The sequence below is a fragment of the Roseixanthobacter liquoris genome (assembly GCF_043195135.2).
Taxonomy (GTDB): domain Bacteria; phylum Pseudomonadota; class Alphaproteobacteria; order Rhizobiales; family Xanthobacteraceae; genus NCEH01.
This window is the reverse complement of record NZ_CM195537.1, coordinates 4437989-4455943: the sequence shown is the minus strand read 5'-3', so window position 1 is coordinate 4455943 and position 17955 is coordinate 4437989. Positions and strand designations below refer to the sequence as shown.

Here is a 17955-nt window from a genome sequence, read left to right as displayed (position 1 = left end):
GCCGCGGCTTTGCGATCGTGTTTTCCGGCAGAGCCGGGAGGGCGGCGGTGCGCCGCGCCGGCGCGCGGGGGCTCCGCGCCCTGCTCATCGCCTGCGCGCTCGCGACGCCGCATCAGGTCCTGGCGCAATCGAGCAGCAATGTGCCGGGGCAGGGGAGCCTGGACGCCGAGATCGATCCGTTTCCCTACGATCCGCGCCTGGAGATCCGCACCTATTTGCAGAACCATCTGCCGAGCCTCTGGTGGGCCAACGAGCCGGAATACGGTCTCGGGGTGTTTACCGTGACGATCCATGTTCCGGTGAACTGGCGGGGCAACCCCACCTCGGCGCTTCAGCAATTGTGCCCGCAGGCGAATAGCACAATTTGGCAAGGCATCAAACGCCTCGAACTTCAGCCCTTTTACAAGAACGCCATGTGGCCGGGCGTGGTCTGCCGGCCGTGACGCCATAGGCTTTATAATACCGCAAACATGTGGACTTTTACCCAAACGGCAAAGGTGGGTAGGAGGCGGCGGGAAATTCTGTAACGTGCGCCTTATGCTTCGGGTGAAGCCGGATCGATCGGGGGGTGTGCGTGCTAGCGGCATTGAAATCGATCGGCGAAGCACGTCTGCCCCATCTGTATGCCAAGGCCTGCGATCTGTTCGACCGTCTGGTGGCGCGCAATCCGCAGAGCGAGGTCAATCTGCTGCCGTTGCTCGTCGCGCCCGGTGAGACCGCCTGCGACGTCGGCGCGAACCATGGCCTGTTCACCTTTTTCCTGCTGCGGCAGAATGTCCGCGTGCTCGCCTTCGAGCCCAATCCGCGCCTGGTGCGCATCATGCGCTATCGCTTTCCCGACGCCATCCGGCGCGGCGACCTGCGGCTGTTCGAATGCGCCTTGAGCGACGCGGAGGGGGAGGCCACGCTTCACGTGCCGAAGGGCTTTTCCCCGCTCGCCACGCTCGATGGCGCGATGGTTTCGGCGAACGTGGAGATGGAGAACGTCGCGGTGCCGCTGCGCCGCCTGGACGCGGCGGTGCGCGAGGAGATCGCCTTCATCAAGCTGGACGTGGAGGGTCACGAGGCGCGGGTTCTGCTGGGCGCGGACCACCTGCTGCGCGCCAACCTGCCGACCCTTCTGGTGGAGGCGGAGGAGCGCCACCGGCCGGGCGCCGTCGCCTCGGTGGCGGCGCTTCTCGCTCCGCTCGGCTATGCCGGCCTGTTCTTCGAGGCCGGCCAGCCGCATCCGCTCTCCGCCTTCGATGCGGGCCGGCACCAGCGGCGCGACGCGCTCAATGCCGCCGGATCGAAAGTGCTGCCGGGCCACGTCTACATCAATAACTTCCTGTTCGTCGCCCGCGCCGATGCGAAGGCCCGGCTGGCGGCCCGCTGGCCGCAGATCGGGCCCGCCCTGGGACTTTGAGATCGCGCCGCCTGGCCCGGCCTGTTGCGGCAAAGGCTTGTTGTGGTTGGTATCATTTTGACGGCCGCCCCGGTTGGCAGACGCCCGGCGCCGCGCTATCAGGTCCAGCCGAAGCCCCTCTCCCAGCGAGAAACCCATGTCGGATCGTGCAGCGTCCTCCGCCTCCCGTCCTTTCGCGGCCGCCGGCCGGCCGCGCGCTGTTTCCGCCAAGCTGGTGGCGGGGCTCCTCTTTCTTGGCCTGACGGGTCAGGCGCTCGCGCAGAGCGCGCCTGCCGCGCCCCCGCCGGCCCAGCCGGCGGCGCCGAAGAAGCCCGCGCCGGCCGCTGCGCCCGCCAAGCCTGCCGCGCCCGCCGCCGCCGCGGAGGACGGGCCGAGCCGCACGTCCGCCACCTATGAGGATTGGGTGGTGCGCTGCGAACGCCCGGAGGGCGCCGCGGCAAAGGTGTGCGAAGTCTCCCAGACGCTGCAAATCGGCGATAAGCAGCAGGGGTTGATGGCGCAGATCGCGTTCGGCCGCCTGAAGGCGGACACGCCGCTTCTGCTGGTGTTGCAGCTGCCCGCCGGCGTGTGGCTGCCCGCCGGGGCCCGCTTCACCTATGACGAGAAGGCCAAGCCCGTGGCCTTGTCCTATAAGTTCTGCATCCGCGCCTGCATTGCCGATATCGAGCTGAGCGCCGCCGACGCCACCGCGCTTGCGGCCGCGAAGGGCAGCGGGAAATTGGAGTTCCAGGACCGGTCGCAGACCCCCATTTCCCTGTCGATCTCCTTCAACGGCCTCGCCGCCGCCCTGGCCGCCCGCGACAAGATCTGAAAATAACGATTTGAATCAAGGGTCTGCGGCCAGAAGTGCGCCGCGGGCCGGCGCGTGTGCATCTTTTCTTTTTATTTCTGACGATTTATGATATTCGTCAGTTTGTGAGACGGAAAGGCAGACTCCGGTGAGCGTGCGACAGAGGGAAACGGCGGACGAAACCCGCGAGCGGATCGCCATCGTTGCGGAAGAAATGTTCCGCCGCATGGGGTTCGCCAAGACCGCCGTGGCGGACATCGCCGCCGCGCTGGATATGTCCGCGGCGAATGTCTACCGCTTCTTCCCGTCCAAGAACGCCATCGTCGAGACCATCTGCAACCGCAGCCTTGCGGAAGTGGAGGGGCAGATCGCCGCCGTGGTGCGGTCCCCGTTGACGGCCGCCGAGCGCATGGAGCAGGTGTTCTCGACGATCTTATTGTACCACCGCGATAATTTCCTTGTCGAACGGCGTGTCCACGACATGGTTCTGGTGGCGATCGAGCACAATTGGGCGGCCATAGAGGCCCATAAGGAGCGCGTCCGGCACTATATCGCCGGCCTGCTCCGGGAAGGCATCACCGAGGGCGTGTTCGAGCCCCACGATGTCGACCGCGTCAGCGCCATCCTGCTCGGCGGCTGCATCCGCTTTTGCCACCCGATCCTGGTGGCGCAAGGCATCGACCAGGACCTGGAGGCACAGGCCCGCGAGACGGTGCGGTTTCTCCTGCGCGCCGTCGAGGTCAACCGCCGGCCCCTGTGAGCGTGCGTAGCGTCAGGGGCCGCGTGTTCGCGCGCCTGTCTTATGACGAAAGTCGAAAATCGTTAGTGGTGAGTCGTAACTCTTTAGCCTGGAACCGAAGCCATGTTGTCCGCCCGCCACATCCTGGCCGGCGCCGCCCTTCTGGGCAGCGCCCTTCTCCTTTCCGCCTGCAGTGAGCCCGCGCCGGCCGAGCAGGCCGGCCCGCCGCCGCGCCCGGTGCAGGTGATGACCGTGGCCCTGCGCCCGGTCGAGGCCGACAAGACCTTCGTCGGCGTCGTGCGGCCGCGCTGGGAGATCGACCTCTCCTTCCGGGTCGCCGGAAAGGTGGCGCAGCGCCTCGTGGAGGTGGGCCAGCGGGTGAAGGCGGGCGATGTGATCGCCAAGCTCGATCCCGAGGATTTCAAGCTCGAACTCGGCAGCGCCGAGGCGGAGCTTGCGGCCGCCCAGGCCAATCTCGCCCAGACCTCCGCCGAGGACGGGCGTTACCGCACCCTCCTGGCGCGCGGCTTTGCCTCCAATGCGGACCTCGACCGCAAGTCGGTGGCCAAGGAGGAGGCGGTGGGCCGCCTGGAGCGGGCCAAGCGCGCGCTGGATCTGGCGCGCAACAAGCTCGCCTATTCCGATCTTCTGTCCACCGCCGACGGCGTCGTCTCCTTCACCGCCGCAGAGCCGGGCCAGGTGGTCACGGCCGGGCAGACGGTGGCCCGCGTCGCGCGGCTGGACGAAAAGGAAGCCCTCGTCGCGCTGCCGGAAACCGCGCTCGCGGACGCGCGCACCGCCGACGCCACCGTGACGCTGTGGGCCGCCCCCGACGTCAAGATCAAGGCGCGCCTGCGCGAGCTTTCGCCCCAGCCCGACACCGCGAGCCGCACCTATCCCGCCCGCTTCACCCTGGAGAATGTGGACGACACGGTCGCCCTCGGCATGACCGCCACGGTGCTGCTGCGGCCCGCGGGCACGAAGGACGTGGCCCGCCTGCCGCTCTCCGCCGTGTTCGATCGCGGCAACGGTCCGCACGTCTATGTGGTCGATCCCAAGACCAAGACGCTGATCGCGCGGCCGGTGGAGGTCTCCGGCTATGCGGCCGATGCCGCCCTCGTGTCGCAGGGCGTATCCGATGGCGACGAAGTGGTGACCATGGGCGCGCAGACGCTCGAGCCCGGGCGGCTCGTGCGCACCGTCGCGGCCAAGTGAGGGAGGCGGCGATGGACGGCTTCAACCTCTCGCGCTGGGCGATCACCCATCGCACCCTCACCCTGTTCGCGATCCTCATGCTGGCCGCGGCCGGCACCTTCGCCTATTTCAATCTCGGGCGGGCGGAAGATCCCTCCTTCACCATCAAGGTCATGGTGGTGAACGCCGTGTGGCCGGGCGCCACCTCCACCGAAATGGAGGAGCAGGTCGCCGATCCCATCGAGAAGAAGCTCCAGTCCCTGCCGCATCTCGACCGGGTGGAAAGCTATTCGCGCCCCGGGGTCAGCTTCATCCAGATCTACCTCACCGATTCCACCCAGGCGAAGGATGTGAAGGAGCTCTGGTACCAGGTGCGCAAGAAGGTGGGCGACGTGAAGGCGAACCTGCCCGCCGGCGTCATCGGCCCGTTCTTCGACGATGAATATGGCGACGTCTATTCCGCCCTCTACATGCTCAGCGGCAAGAATGTCGCCCCGGCCGAGCTGAAGCGGCAGGCCGAGATCATCCGCCAGGACCTGCTGCGGGTGCAGAATGTGGAAAAGGTGGACCTGGTGGGCGTGCGGCCCGAGCGGATCTATATCGAATTCAGCCATGCACGCCTCGCCACCCTCGGCATCACCCCGCAGCAGATCTTCGACAGCGTGGCGCGGCAGAATGCGGTGGTTTCCGGGGGTGCCATCGACACCAATGCGGACCGGGTGAACCTGCGCATCACGGGCGCCTTCTCGGGCGTGGATGCCATCGCGGCGGTGCCGGTGGCGGCGGGCAATGCGGTGTTCCGCCTCGGCGACGTCGCGACCGTGCGGCGCGGCTATGAGGACCCGCCGAGCTTCCTGGTGCGGCAGAACGGGGATGCGGCCGTGGGCATCGGCGTCTCCATGTCGGCCGGCGCCAATATCCTGACCCTCGGAGAAAACCTGAAGGTCGCCATGGCCCAGGCGATCCGCGAGCTGCCGGCGGGCATCGATGTGACGCAGGTGGCCGACCAGCCGCACATCGTGGGCGAATCCGTGGGCGAATTCCTCCACACCTTCGCCGAGGCGCTGGTGATCGTGCTGGTGGTCTCCTTCCTCTCGCTCGGCTTTCGCACCGGCATCGTGGTGGCGCTCTCCGTGCCGCTGGTGCTCGCCATCGTGTTCCTGGTGATGTTCTCCTCGGGGATGGACCTGCATCGCATCACCCTCGGCGCGCTGATCATCGCCCTCGGCCTGCTGGTGGATGACGCGATCATCGCCATCGAGATGATGGTGGTGAAGATGGAGGAGGGGCTCGACCGCGCGCACGCGGCCACCTTCGCCTGGCATTCCACCGCCTTTCCCATGCTCACCGGCACGTTGGTGACGGCGGCGGGGTTCCTGCCCGTGGGGTTCGCGAAATCCAGCGCCGGCGAATATGCCGGGGGAATCTTCTGGATCGTCGGGATCGCGCTCATCGCCTCCTGGTTCGTGGCGGTGATCTTCACGCCCTATCTCGGCTACATGCTGCTGCCGACCTTCAAGGTGCATGCCCATGGCGAGGCGCATGACGGGCGGCTGTATCGGCTGCTGCGCGGGCTGCTGAATTTCTGCCTGCGCCACCGCTTCGCCGTGATCGGCACCACGTTCGCCCTGTTCGCGGTGTCCATCGCCGGGTTCGGGCTGGTGCAGCAGCAATTCTTCCCCACATCGACGCGGCCCGAGCTGTTCCTGGAAATGCGCCTGCCGGAAGGCACCTCCATCAATGTCAGCGAGGCGACCGCCAAGAAGGCCGAGGCGATGCTCGAAGGCGACCCCGACATCGCCACCGCCACCACCTATGTGGGCCAGGGCACGCCGCGCTTCTGGCTTGGCCTCAACCCGGTTCTGCCCAATCCCAATTTCGCCGAGGTGGTGATCGTCGCCAAGGACATCGCGGCCCGCGAACGCATCAAGGCGCGGCTGGAGAAGCAGATCGCGGACGGCGCGCTCAGCGAGGCGCGGGTGCGCGTGGATCGCTTCGTGTTCGGCCCGCCGGTGGGCTTTCCGGTGAATTTCCGCGTCATCGGGCCGGATCCGCAGAAGGTGCGCGACATCGCCGAGCAGGTGCGCGTGGTGATGGCGGGCGATCCGGCGCTGATCGATCCGCATCTGAACTGGGGCGAGCGGGTGAAATCCGTGACCCTCCAGGTGGACCAGGACCGGGCGCGCGCGCTCGGCACCACGCCGCGCGACGTGGCGGAGACCTTGCAGACCCTGTTGTCCGGCTACACCGTGACCCAGCATCGCGAGGGGACCCTGCTGATCGACGTGGTGGCCCGCGCGGTGCCGCAGGAGCGGGCGGACCTTCAGGATCTCGCCGGCCTCACCGTCGGCTCCCGCAACGGGGTCGCCGTGCCGCTCGGCCAGGTGGCGCGCATCGTCTATGCCTCCGAGGAGCCGATCCTGTGGCGGCGCGACCGCGACCTGGTGCTGACCGTGCGGGCGGACGTCAAGGACGGCGTGCAGCCGCCCGACGTCACCACCCGCCTGCTGCCCAAGCTCGCGGCCATCAAGGCGAGCCTTCCCGCCGATTATCGCATCGAGACCGGCGGTGCCATCGAGGAGAGCGTGAAGGCCAACAAGGCGCTGGCGGCGGTGTTCCCGATCATGATCGTGGCCATGCTCACCTTGCTCATGATCCAGCTGCAGAGCTTCTCGCGGCTCGCCTTGGTGCTGTGCACGGCGCCTCTGGGCGTGATCGGCGCCACCTGGGCGCTGCTGGTGGCCAACAAGCCGTTCGGCTTCGTGGCGCTGCTGGGGCTGATCGCGCTCGCCGGCATGATCATGCGCAACACGGTGATCCTGGTGGACCAGATCGACACCGACATCAAGGCCGGCCACGCGCCGGGGCAGGCGGTGGTGGACGCCACCTTGCGCCGCGCCCGCCCGGTGGTGCTGACCGCGCTCGCGGCGGTGCTGGGCATGATCCCGCTGGCGGGCAGCGCCTTCTGGGGGCCCATGGCCATCACCATCATGGGCGGGCTCCTGGTGGCGACCGCTTTGACCCTGCTGGTGGTGCCGGCGCTTTATGCCGCCTTCTTCCGGGTGAAGGTGCTGGCGCCGGAGGAGGGGCAGGCCGAACCGCAGGCGCCGACCGGAGACGGGGCCGGCCACGGGGCGGGGCACCCGCGTGATGGGCTTGAGTAATTAGGAATAAATTGATAATAGGAATTTTATCCTTTAATCCCATGCGCGAGCATTTGCGCATGGGAGGGGGATATGCCGTCCATTCGAGACGATCATCTGGAGCTGGCACAGATCGCCAGCGCCCTGGCGGCGTTGAAGTTCGAAGTTCAATTGCTGCGCTATGGCCTCGTCCGGAAGGCGGGCTTCAATTTCGCCCAGCCCCGCATTCCCGCGGGCAATACCGGCGGCGGGCGATGGACCGATGGGGGCGGGTCGGGCGGCCTTGTCTCCGCGCCGCGCACCGTCCCGCGCGTCAGCGGCAGCGGTGCGCAGGAAAGCGCGACCCGCGGCATCTACCGCGCCGACGGCAGCTTGGCTGCGCAGGCGGTGGCCAATGCGGATGGCAGCCGCATCGTGTCGCGCTACGCGGCGCCCGGCGACAGCCCGGAATGGGACAGCATCCACCGTGTCGAACGGGCGGACGGGGCCGTCGCCACGTTTCGCAACCGCGGCAATACGCAAGAGATTTACGACGGCGAGGGCCGGCTTCTCAGCCAGACCGTCTGGGCCGAAGCGGGGCCACAGCCGCAGGCGATCGTCCAGCCTGCTTTCCTCCCGCTCGTCGCCGCACCTGCTGCGATCGCGACGATAGAACTCGCTCTCACGCTGTACGGAGCCTATGCCGCAGGGGCCTTCGGACCCCTTGGCTCCGGCGCGCAGCCGGTTATTGCCTTCACGGCGCGCGAATATGCGCCGGGCACTGCGCCGCAGGTGGTGCCATCTTATGTCGGAGCTTTGACCAAGGAGGAGGTCGAGAAGGCGTGCCGCAGGTACGGCGAGGTTTTGGACTATGCGGACGATGCGGCCCGCAAGCTTAATCGATCCGACTATGCAAGTGCTGCAACTTATGGAACTGCGGTGCATTCCGAGATAAATCGCAGGATAAAGGAGTTAAGAGATCCGAATTTTGTTTCGGAGGTTTCGTTTCTGAAGACGATGGATGAGGCGGACCCAAACGCCCAAGATCGCGTACCTTATGGCTATCGAGGATCAATTCGGATTGATGTATTCGAACGAGTTAATGCTGAGACTGTCTGTGTGTATGATATAAAGACCGGTCAAAGCGGCCTATCCGCTGGCCGTTCGGCTGAAATTTCGAACGCCGTGTTTCAACGTTTCCCGGGTACAGAAAATATTATCGTTATACAAGTGAGGCCCACCCGATGACGACTCTGAGAGAGGTGAAACTTCTTGTGTCGCCGTTGCTGGAAAAGAATAAGGATTTAGCCCTGATCGGTCGTGTGATTGTGATAAAGCCGGTTAAGCATGTATTGAAGGGTATTTTTATTGATCGTACAAGCATGGCGGATTGTTTTGATGTTGGATTGTCGATGATGTTTTTGTGTTTTAAGTACGACTATTTTACTATTAGTTTAAACAACCCTGTTTATCCGCCCCGTGCTGGGCTTTGGCTGCTTTCAGATCCCGGAATATCCAAGACGGTCTGCGATCGGATCGAAGAGATTGCATTGCCAAAATTGCAGGCTCTAGGCAGCGATATTGACTATATTCGAAGCCGGCGGGAAACAAATCCGTCAATCCTCCAGCGCACGGGCGCGGGCTACTTCCTGTATCGAATCGCGGAAGGCAGTCTGGACGAGGCCCGCGATCTCATCGCCACGTCCCCTTTCGCAGCACATATGTGGCTTCCGCACCTGAAGCGCCTCGGCTTGGATGAAAAGCTGCTCGCCCTCGGCAACAAGCTGTCCTGCGAGGATCGTCTCATCCTCGCCAACTTTCTGCACGAACGCGAGGCCTATAGCGTGGAAAAGCTCAAGCTCGGCAAGATCTGGGAGCGCACGCCGTTTCCGCTGGAAACCCTGCCGTCCTGATGGCACGGGGCGGGTTGAAACGGAAAAAGCCGGGGTGGCGCCCCGGCTTTCTCATTGCGTGCGGGATAAGGCGGCCGGCGGTGCGCCGGCCCTCTCTCACCACGTGTATTTGAGGCCGGCGGAGAAGGACTGCGCCGTCACATCGTCGCTCAGCGAAAGCTCATACTGCCCGAACACCCGCAGATGCTCGCCCTGCTGGGCCGAGAGGCCCGCCGCCAGCACGCCGATGTTGCGCCCGATGCCCGTGGTATCCACCGTGAAGGGCAGGGCGGGAGCGCCGATCAGGCCGGCGGTGGTGCCGACGTTGGTATCGCCGAAATTATAGTAGTAACGGGCGCTCAGCTCCGGGCTGAGGCTGATGGCGCCGAAGCCGAAGGTGGTGGCGAGGCGCACGCCCACCGAGGGCATCACCAGATCGAGGTTCGCCGAGTCCACATTGAGGCCGGCGGAACCCGCATAGCCTTCCGTGAAGGCGCTGCGCGAGAGGTGGTACCAGTCGAAGCCGACGCTCGGCTCGGCGGTGAAGGCGCCGAGCGCGAACATGCCGCCCGATTTCAGCGAGAAGGTCACGTCATTGCCATTGGGCGAGGCCGTCGCCATGCGCGTCAGATTGCCGAAGGTAAGCGCGCGGTTGGTGGCATAGTCGGAATAAGCATAGCCGAGCGTGCCGTCGAGGAACCAATTGCCCGATTGCAGCGAGCCGTAGAGCGAGACCTGATAGCTGTCCGCGCTGCCGTCGCCGCCGGTGATGCCGTTATTGTCGAAATTGCCGTAGCCGAGCGAGATGCCGACGAGGCCGTTGCCGAGCACCTTGTCCACGCCCAGCAGCACGCCGACGCCGGTCATGTCGAAGGCGCCCGCGCCGCCGACGCTGGTGGGGCCGCCGAGCACGCGCGCCCAGGCGGAGACGCTGCCGTCGCCGACGCCCTTCTGTCCGGGGCCGGACTGGGCGACCGCCGCCGAGGCATCCTGGAGCGCGCCGCCGAGGCCCGCGCTATCCGGGCCGAGGGAGAGCATGGAGGCATTGGCGCCCAGGTCGCCGGCGCCACGGCCCGCGCGCCGGGCGGCGATGCGGTCTTCAAGGGCGCGGGTGAACTGGCCGCGCTGCACCGCGTCCGCGGTGAGCAGATTGCCGATCGACTGGCCGGACAATTGGTCGAGCGCCGCGGCGCCGACCGCGTTGGTTCCCGTGGTGTCGAGGCCGTAGAACACATTGTCGAGGTCGCCCTGGGAACCGCTCTGGTAGGAGGCGTTCAGATGGGCAGCCACCGCGCGCTGGTTCGCGGTCACGGCCGGGGCCGCGAAATTGCGCGAGAAGGTCACGCTGACCGCATTGGGGGTGTAGCTCAGGGTTTCCGAGAGGAAGGGCGAGAGATCGACCACCTCGTCATACTGGCCTTGCAGCGCGCCGGCGGAGCGGGCGACGGTGAAGGTCTGGGTGGTCAGCTTGTCCGTCGGGTCGGTGACGATGCTCACGTCGCCGTCGAGCTTCATGGTGCCGGTGACGATCAGATTGTCGTTGCGGTTGGTGTCCACTTCCAGCTGGTAGGAGCCGCTGTCCTGCTGGATCAGGTCGCCCTGGATGGTGAGGGTGCCGATGGAATTGCCCGGCGTCAGGCGACCCGCATTGTTCACGGTGCCGACGATGGTGCCGCTGCCGCCGACCGCCCCCTGGGCGCCGATATTGAGCACCGTGGTGCGATATTCGCCCGTGCTGTTGATCTTCAGCAGGCCGGCATCCACCTGGGTGAGGTCGCGGGAGCTGGTCACGCTGGTGCGGATGTCCAGCGTGCCGGCGCCGTCCTTGCGAATATTGCCGGAGCCCGAGAGCGCGGACCCCTGCAAGGTCAGCACCGCGCCCGGGTCCACATTGAACGTGCCGCCGAACGCGGAGCCGCCGATCTCGCCGTAGGAGACCGAGGCGTTCACCCGCACCTCGCGCAGCATGGTGAAGGATTGGCTGGCGCGCACGCCGCCGCCCTGGAGCGTCAGCGCGCCGGAGACATCGCCGAGATTGGCGTCGGCGGAGACGCGCACCAGGCCGTTGTCGACGCGCGTGCCGCCCTTGTAGCTGTTGGTGCCGGCGAGGGTGAGGGTGGATTCGCCCTGCTTGATCATGGAGCCGGTGCCGCCGATGGTCCCGGCATAGGTGCGATCGCGGATCTCGATGTTGGCGACATAAGGCTGGGTCAAGGTGACCGCCGCGCCATATTCCAGATAGTCGGTGGTCTGGGCATATTGGGCGATCATCTCATGGGCTTTGGTCGTGGGATGGAACTGATCCCAGAACAGATAGTCGCCCACATTGGCCGCGGAGCAGCCGTTGGTGTATTTGCCGGTTTCCGAATCGACGCAATTGTCCTTGGCGTTCTTGAAGCCGAAGGATGTGGGATCGCGCTGCACTTCGGCGAGCAGGGCGGCGGCGTCGATGACCACGAGGCGGGTCTGGGAATTGGCCTGCGCGAACTCGTCGCCGAGATTGTAGAGGTTCGCCTTCAGCTGGCGGTTGGTATCCTTGATGGCGGCGCTCAGCGGCTGGCGGTCGGCGTCCGAGAGGCCGAGGAATTTCGGCGTGGTGCTGACGTCGGCGATGGTCGGCACATAATAGGTGGCGCCCAGCTGGGCGATATCCGCGCGGCCGTTGATGGTGGAATTGATGGTCCGCAGGTCATCCGGAATGTTCTTGAGCAGGATGTCCTTCTGCGTTTGCAGCGTGCTGTAATAGGCGGTGCGGTTGGAGATGAAGGTATACCAGTTGGTGTCCTCGATCTGCTGGCGGAAATTGTTGCCGCCGATCCAGAAGGTGATCAGCGGCTTGTTGCCGTAGCTCGAAGCCGGCTCGGCGGGAACGTTGCTGCGCGGATCGTACCAGGCGCGCTTGATGCCGGTGACCTTGTCGTCGAACTGGCCGACCTGCTGCTCCAGGTGCTGCACCACGGTGGCGAGGATATTGCTGTAGGGCGTGCCCGTCACGGCGCCGCCCCAGGCAAGGTTGCGGTCGGCATTGTAGGGCAGGTTGTTCAGCTTGGACAGGTATTCGACCCACACCTGCCCGTTGGAGAAATGGCCCTTATAGTAAAGCGGACCCTTGGGCTGCGTGATATCGGGCACCAGACTGCCGCCGATGACGCTGCCGATGCCTTGTCCGATCGCGCTCAGATACGAGGTGCGGTCATAGGTGCGGCCGACGTCGGAAAGGCTGTCTCCCAGAGACCATAGGGACGTATATTGCGGAGGCGCCTTTTGCGCAAAGGCCGTCGACGACAGCAACACAAACGAAAGCGAAGCAAGGACTCTGCGCATAAGACTCTCCGCAAATAAATGTCGCTGGCATAAAGCAAGGCTTTGCCGCGAATGACTTCTGTGTCGGAGGGAGTTATTTGCTGACTAAATTTAGACGGGTGACGGTCATTGCGTGAGGTGGCGCCCGCCCATGAATCTAATCATAAGCTTACACCAGCCCAGATTTTGCCTTGTTTCGTATGGGGAGGTATCTTTGTCAAGCATGGAGGCGGAGAAATTGATAGGTTTCCGTAAAGTTTTAAAAAGTCGGTCGGCTGTTAAAATAGCGTCATAACCTACGGGTTCAGGCAATATTGCGCTTCCGTGAAAGTCACGGCCCTGTCGCAAACAGGTTAGATCGCCAGTTTCTGCCAAGACTCCCGGGCGCCCCTTCCGTTGGAGGAGCGGCCTCGGAAGCGCGCCGCGCGCGGCGGTGCGGGAGCCTGCGCGCGCGGGTTGTGCGCCGGACCCGGGGGGCACGTGAATAGCGCTTCTGTGAAAATGAGTTAGGCTGTCATACGGCCGTTGGATAGTACCCGCAGTGTGCCGGGCGGTCGTACCTTTGGGAGAAGCGCCAGATGTCGAAATTGTCCAACCTTCTCGTTGCCGCGGCTTTGCTGGCGGGCGTGCCCGCCGCTTCGGCGCAGACCATGACTATGCCTGCGAGCACCGCCGCGCCCGCCGCCGGCCCGTCGCCCGCCGAGATCGCCAAGGCCGCGGCCGTGCCGACCACGGCCGCCTTCGTGGATACGGCGGCCCGGGCCAATCAGTTCGAGATCGTCACAAGCCAGGTCGCGCTGGAGAAGAGCAAGAACAAGAAGGTGCTCGCCTTCGCCAAGAAGATGGTGAAGGACCATACCAAGATCGGCAAGAATTTCGGAGTCGCCTTCGGCAAGGCCAACACCGGCCTGACTCTGCCGACCGGCCTCGGCGACGATTTCGACAAGACCCTGGCCCGCCTGAAGAGCGAGGATGGCGCCACGTTCGATGCGGATTACATCGCCGTGCAGACCAAGGGCCATCAGGATGCCGTCGGCCTGTTCGCCGGCTATGCCAAAGGCGGCGACAATCCGGCCCTGAAGGCCTTCGCGCAGAAGACGCTGCCGATCATCGAGATGCACCTGAAGATGTGCTACGATCTGGCCAAGCTGAAGCTCTGATCGCCACAGACGTTCGAAAGACCGGATGGCGTCTTCTCGGCGCCATCCGGTCAACCGCGGCTTGAAGATCAGGAGGCGTCCGCGAGGACGCGCGAACCGGCCGGCACCTCCGCCCGCGCCTGAACCGGGTCGAAGCGCCGGCCCGTCGACGGGATGCCGGCCGCCCAGCGGCGTTCCGCGATATCGGTGATCAGCGGCAGCCCGTGATCCCGCCAGAAATCGCGGTCGAACGCCAGCAGGTCCCGGCGGTCCCAGAAGCCGGGAGCATTCTCGGAAAAATCGTCGTACTGGACGTGCCAGCCGAGCGCCCGCTCGTCCGGACACCAGCGGCCGCGCCGTTCGGCGAGGATCTTCCGGCGGCCATGGTCGGCCGAACGGATGGGATAATGGCGCAGCAGAAACCGGTAGGGAAAATCCACGGCGCCGGAAAAGGACGCCACATGGCCGCCGCTGGAGGCCAGATCCACCCGTTCGGGCCCTTGCAGCCACGCCTTGATCTGCTTGAAATGTCCCGGCCGCGTGCCGAACTCGAAATGGTCGAAGGCGGTCTTGAGCGTGCCCGGCTGAAACGGGCGCGCGTCGGTCGGCCGGAAGTGGATGAGGTTGCTCGCCACCCGGTTCGCGCCGGCCCGCGCGGCGACATGGAGCGCGCTCGCGAGATCCAGCCCGGGGAAGGGCGAGCGGCGCAGTTCGTCGGCATCGGTATGAAGAATCCAGCGCCCCGGAAAGCCGTGCGCGATCTCCGCCTTGCGGCGAAGGATCTTTCGCCACTCATAGTGTCGCGCGGGGCCGTCCGCCGGAAAACGCTCGATGCGCAGATGGCCCGGATGCCGGGCGGCGAGGCGGTTGAGGATCGGCCAGGTCGCGTCGGTGGACCAATTGTCGATCGCCGCCACGTCGCAGCCTTCCGCGATCAGGTCCTCGATCACCTCGGCGAGGACATCGGCCTCGTTATAGGCCGCGAGGATGGCGAGCGGACGCGGCTGCGGCGCCACACCCGTTGATGCAACCGGCGCGCGTGCGCGGTCCACCGTGATGTCGTGCACCGTGACGATGGTGCGCAGGGCGCGGACGATGTTGTTGTTGATGGTGTGGCCGGCGAAGGTCGCGGGCAGGCCGCTGGCTTCCAGATAGGCCACATATTCGTCGAGCGCCCATTCCCGCACATGGGCCGGATTGGCGGGCGGACCCCGGTCGTCCGCGCCGCGCACCTTCACGCGGTCCGGGGTGCTGGTGATGACGATGGCGCCGCGCCGGTAGCATTGCGCAAGCAGGTTCAGCAGGGGCGCGGGATCCACGAGATGCTCGACGACGTCGGCGCAGACCACCACCGTCCCGGTGTCGGCGAAGGCGGCGATCGCCCGGCAATCGTCGCGGGAGAAATCGGCCTCCAGCCAGGTGCCCCAGGTGCCGAAGCGTTCGCGGCACAGGGCGATGTTGGAGCCGAAATCGACGCCGATATGCTCGCGGGCGCGCACCTGGCGCAGCTTGCGTCCATTGCCGCAGCCGATATCGAGGATCCGCGTGCGACCGCCCGCCTGAAGAAAATAGTCCGCCGCCTCATAGATCTCGGGCTGGTGAACGATCGTGCTGTCGAAGAACGGCGAATCGTCGAAATAATAGGGCGCAGAGCGCGCCACGTAATCTGCCGGCAATTGAAAGTGAGACATGCGTTCGCGCGCCTTGAAGAGGGGGCAGCGTGGCGCCGCTTCGGATGCATTTTCGATCGCATGTATAAATGCACGCGAAGTGCATGTACATATACTGGAGATGGTAATTTATTACATAAATATGTCAGGTGGGCGCGGATTTATATTCTGCAACCAAAAGATGATTCAGTATAGTAAATGTCTATATTTTTGACAGCCACCCTTGGCGGCGGGGCGCTGGGCGCCTTGAATTGTCACCCCAGCGTCATGGCCCATCGATAGGGAGCGTATGAAGCTGGCGGTCCGCGGGCCGCAGGGGGGCTGAACACACATGGATCCGATCCTTCGCGTGGACGACGTGCGCAAGTCCTTCGGCGCGCACACCATTCTCAAAGGTGTCAGCTTCCAGATCGAGGAAGGCGACCTGGTCTCGATGATCGGGCCGTCGGGCTGCGGCAAGTCCACCTTGCTGCGCTGCCTGAATGGGCTGGAATCCATGGATTCCGGCGTCATCGAAGCGTGCGGCGTGCGCATGGAGCGCAAGGCCGGCTCGACCGCGCCGCTCAACGATGTGGCCCACCGCCTGCGCAAGAATGTCGGCATGGTGTTCCAGAGCTTCAACCTGTTTCCCCACAAGACGTTGCAGCAGAACGTCATGATGGCGCCCATGGTGGTGAAGGGGGTGAGCCGCGACGAGGCCGCCGCCAATGCCGAGCGCCTCCTGAAGAAGGTCGGCCTGTTCGAGCAGATGGACCGCTACCCCATCAATCTGTCGGGCGGGCAGCAGCAGCGCGGCGCCATCGCCCGCGCGCTCGCCATGTCGCCCAAGATCATGCTGTATGACGAGCCCACCTCCGCGCTCGATCCCGGCCTCGTGCACGAGGTGCTGGACGTGATGAAGGAGCTGGACAACGAGGGCATGACGCAGATCATCGTCACCCACGAGATGCGCTTCGCGCGCGATGCTTCCGATTACATCATCTTCATGGACAAGGGCGAGATCATCGAGATCTCGGATGAAGACGAGATCTTCGACAATCCCAAGGATCCGCGCACGCGCCAGTTCCTGCACCGTTTCGTCTGATGGCCCCGCACGACCCTTCGCCCTTCTCTCCCGCTTCGGGGATCGCCATGCGTCTTGCCCGCCTCGCCCTCTCGTCCCTGCTCCTCGCCCTCTCGCTGTCGGCCGCGGCGGTTTCCGCCGCATCGGCGCAGACCGCACCCGCCGCGCCCGCCACCGCCGAACGCACACTCACCTATGGCGGCGACAGCACCAGCGGCGCGCCTTATACCTTCAAGGATCCGGCCGACCCCAACATCACCGTGGGCTTTGAAGTCGACATCATGAAGGAGCTTGCGGCCAAGCTCGGGCGCAAGCCGGTGTTCGTGCAGAACGACTGGAGCAACCTCATTCCCGGCCTCGACGCCGGCCTGTACGAGGCGGTCATCAACGGGCTGGAGATCACCCCGGCCCACCAGGCGGCGGCGGATTTCTCGACCCCCTATTACACCACGTTCGGCCAGATCGTGATCCGCCGCGGCGATGCGCCGATCGACAATCTGGAGGGCCTGAAGGGCAAGGTCGTCGGCACGCTCAAGTCCAGCCAGATGGAATATGTGCTGCGCAATGCCGGCGGCATCGACCTGCGCACCTACGACCAGGAGATCGACGCCTATTCCGATCTCAAGCTGAAGCGCATCGACGCGACCGTGATGGATTTCCCGATCGCGGTCTATTACGCCCAGCCCGACCGCGAGCTTCAGTTCACCGGCCAGCCCATCGGCCGCATCGAATACGGCATCGCGCTGAAGAAGGGCGCGCATCCCGAGCTGCTGGCGGAGATCAACACCGGCCTGTCGCAGATGATGCACGACGGGTCCATGCGCACGATCCTCGATCATTGGGCCATCTGGACCCCCCTGATGGCGCAGCTCACGGGCGACCAGCGCCCGATCCAGGCGCAGCCGCTGGCCTATGACCATTTCGTCCAGGCCACCCAGCCCCAGGGCTGGAAGATGCAGGTCCAGCGCTACATGCGCTTCCTGCCCCAGCTCGGCTGGGCGGCGGTGATGACGCTGGAAATCTCCATCCTCGCCATGATCATCGCCGTGGGGCTCGGCGCCGGGCTGGCGCTCTGCCGGGTCTATGGCGGCGTGCTGCTGGACCGCCTCGCCCAGGTCTATATCGAGGTGGTGCGCGGCACGCCTTTGCTGATCCAGGTGTTGTTCATCTATTACGGCCTGCCGAAAGTGGGGTTGCAGCTCGAACCCTTCGTCGCCGGCGTGATCGCGCTCGGCCTCAATTATGCGGCCTATGAGGCGGAAAACTATCGCGCCGGCCTGCTGGCCATTCCGCGCAACCAGATGGAAGCGGCGATCGCGCTCAACATGACCGAGCGCCAGGCGCTGCGGAACGTCATCATCCCCCAGGCCGCGCGCATCGTGCTGCCGCCCACCACCAACGACTTCATCTCGCTCATCAAGGATTCCTCCCTGGTGTCGGTGATCTCGCTGGTGGAACTGACCAAGACCTACGAGCTGATCTCGACCACCTATTACGATTATTTCGGCACCGGCCTGCTGGTGGCGGCGATCTATCTGCTCATCGGCCTGCCGTTCGTGCGGCTCGCCAAATGGGCCGAGCGCTACGCCAGCCGCGGCGTGACGCGCTCCATCGGCTGATCGGGCAGGGGCGGCGCGC

The 17955-nt window shown here is 65.1% G+C and carries 13 protein-coding genes; 11 read left to right on the top strand and 2 right to left on the bottom strand.

All coding sequences use genetic code 11. The annotated features are described in order from the left end of the window. Positions 1-47 precede the first annotated feature (47 nt). The 8 genes from V5F84_RS20065 to V5F84_RS20030 all read left to right on the top strand — a co-directional run bounded on the left by V5F84_RS20065 (position 48) and on the right by V5F84_RS20030 (position 9163). On the top strand, positions 48-443 hold the full coding sequence (locus tag V5F84_RS20065) for a hypothetical protein (protein WP_394041963.1): 396 nt from the start codon (positions 48-50) through the stop codon (positions 441-443). A 131-nt stretch (positions 444-574) separates the two neighbouring features. Continuing rightward, positions 575-1405: an FkbM family methyltransferase gene (locus V5F84_RS20060; protein ID WP_394041964.1), complete on the top strand. Its 831-nt coding sequence runs from the start codon at positions 575-577 to the stop codon at positions 1403-1405. A 136-nt stretch (positions 1406-1541) separates the two neighbouring features. Further along, positions 1542-2216 carry an invasion associated locus B family protein gene (locus V5F84_RS20055; RefSeq protein WP_394041965.1) on the top strand — a complete coding sequence of 225 codons (675 nt, stop codon included), beginning with the start codon at positions 1542-1544 and terminating at the stop codon, positions 2214-2216. Positions 2217-2343: 127 nt separating this feature from the next. After that, the gene (locus V5F84_RS20050; protein ID WP_394041966.1) at positions 2344-2955 is read left to right on the top strand and encodes a TetR/AcrR family transcriptional regulator; all 612 of its coding nucleotides are present in this window, start codon (positions 2344-2346) and stop codon (positions 2953-2955) included. A 102-nt stretch (positions 2956-3057) separates the two neighbouring features. After that, entirely contained in the window at positions 3058-4149 is a 1092-nt protein-coding gene (locus tag V5F84_RS20045; RefSeq protein ID WP_394041967.1) for an efflux RND transporter periplasmic adaptor subunit, read from the top strand. An 11-nt stretch (positions 4150-4160) separates the two neighbouring features. Beyond that, positions 4161-7292: an efflux RND transporter permease subunit gene (locus tag V5F84_RS20040; RefSeq protein WP_394041968.1), complete on the top strand. Its 3132-nt coding sequence runs from the start codon at positions 4161-4163 to the stop codon at positions 7290-7292. 72 nt (positions 7293-7364) lie between these two features. Next, positions 7365-8498, top strand: a complete 1134-nt coding sequence (locus V5F84_RS20035; protein WP_394041969.1) for a hypothetical protein — start codon at positions 7365-7367, stop codon at positions 8496-8498. Then, complete coding sequence (locus tag V5F84_RS20030) at positions 8495-9163, top strand: hypothetical protein (protein ID WP_394041970.1); 669 nt, start codon at positions 8495-8497, stop codon at positions 9161-9163. Before V5F84_RS20035 ends, V5F84_RS20030 begins: the two co-directional genes overlap by 4 nt. A gap of 96 nt (positions 9164-9259) precedes the next feature. Here V5F84_RS20030 and V5F84_RS20025 read toward each other — a convergent pair whose 3' ends face one another. Continuing rightward, the gene (locus tag V5F84_RS20025) at positions 9260-12466 is read right to left on the bottom strand and encodes an autotransporter domain-containing protein (protein ID WP_394041971.1); all 3207 of its coding nucleotides are present in this window, start codon (positions 12464-12466) and stop codon (positions 9260-9262) included. Positions 12467-13023: 557 nt separating this feature from the next. On the opposite strand from V5F84_RS20025, the gene V5F84_RS20020 reads away from it, so the two are divergent. Continuing rightward, a complete protein-coding gene (locus tag V5F84_RS20020) occupies positions 13024-13605 on the top strand; it encodes a DUF4142 domain-containing protein (protein ID WP_394041972.1) in 582 nt (193 codons plus the stop codon). Between the two features lie 68 nt (positions 13606-13673). On the opposite strand, the gene V5F84_RS20015 is transcribed toward V5F84_RS20020, so the two are convergent. Continuing rightward, positions 13674-15275, bottom strand: coding sequence for a methyltransferase domain-containing protein (locus V5F84_RS20015; protein WP_394041974.1), 1602 nt, complete (start codon positions 15273-15275; stop codon positions 13674-13676). Positions 15276-15585: 310 nt separating this feature from the next. Here V5F84_RS20015 and V5F84_RS20010 point away from each other — a divergent pair, with 310 nt between their 5' ends. Both V5F84_RS20010 and V5F84_RS20005 read left to right on the top strand, forming a co-directional pair. Next, on the top strand, positions 15586-16338 hold the full coding sequence (locus V5F84_RS20010; protein ID WP_394041975.1) for an amino acid ABC transporter ATP-binding protein: 753 nt from the start codon (positions 15586-15588) through the stop codon (positions 16336-16338). A 47-nt stretch (positions 16339-16385) separates the two neighbouring features. Next, positions 16386-17936 carry an ABC transporter substrate-binding protein/permease gene (locus tag V5F84_RS20005; RefSeq protein ID WP_394041976.1) on the top strand — a complete coding sequence of 517 codons (1551 nt, stop codon included), beginning with the start codon at positions 16386-16388 and terminating at the stop codon, positions 17934-17936. The last annotated feature ends 19 nt before the right edge of the window (positions 17937-17955 follow it).

What these genes read in the sequence shown, in the direction of transcription:
- V5F84_RS20055 (WP_394041965.1), top strand. Translation starts at nt 1,542, where the DNA reads ATGTCGGATCGTGCAGCGTCCTCCGCCTCCCGTCCTTTCGCGGCCGCC.
- V5F84_RS20045 (WP_394041967.1), top strand. Translation starts at nt 3,058, where the DNA reads ATGTTGTCCGCCCGCCACATCCTGGCCGGCGCCGCCCTTCTGGGCAGC.
- V5F84_RS20040 (WP_394041968.1), top strand. Translation starts at nt 4,161, where the DNA reads ATGGACGGCTTCAACCTCTCGCGCTGGGCGATCACCCATCGCACCCTC.
- V5F84_RS20035 (WP_394041969.1), top strand. Translation starts at nt 7,365, where the DNA reads ATGCCGTCCATTCGAGACGATCATCTGGAGCTGGCACAGATCGCCAGC.
- V5F84_RS20030 (WP_394041970.1), top strand. Translation starts at nt 8,495, where the DNA reads ATGACGACTCTGAGAGAGGTGAAACTTCTTGTGTCGCCGTTGCTGGAA.
- V5F84_RS20025 (WP_394041971.1), bottom strand. Translation starts at nt 12,466, where the DNA reads ATGCGCAGAGTCCTTGCTTCGCTTTCGTTTGTGTTGCTGTCGTCGACG.
- V5F84_RS20020 (WP_394041972.1), top strand. Translation starts at nt 13,024, where the DNA reads ATGTCGAAATTGTCCAACCTTCTCGTTGCCGCGGCTTTGCTGGCGGGC.
- V5F84_RS20015 (WP_394041974.1), bottom strand. Translation starts at nt 15,275, where the DNA reads ATGTCTCACTTTCAATTGCCGGCAGATTACGTGGCGCGCTCTGCGCCC.
- V5F84_RS20010 (WP_394041975.1), top strand. Translation starts at nt 15,586, where the DNA reads ATGGATCCGATCCTTCGCGTGGACGACGTGCGCAAGTCCTTCGGCGCG.
- V5F84_RS20005 (WP_394041976.1), top strand. Translation starts at nt 16,386, where the DNA reads ATGCGTCTTGCCCGCCTCGCCCTCTCGTCCCTGCTCCTCGCCCTCTCG.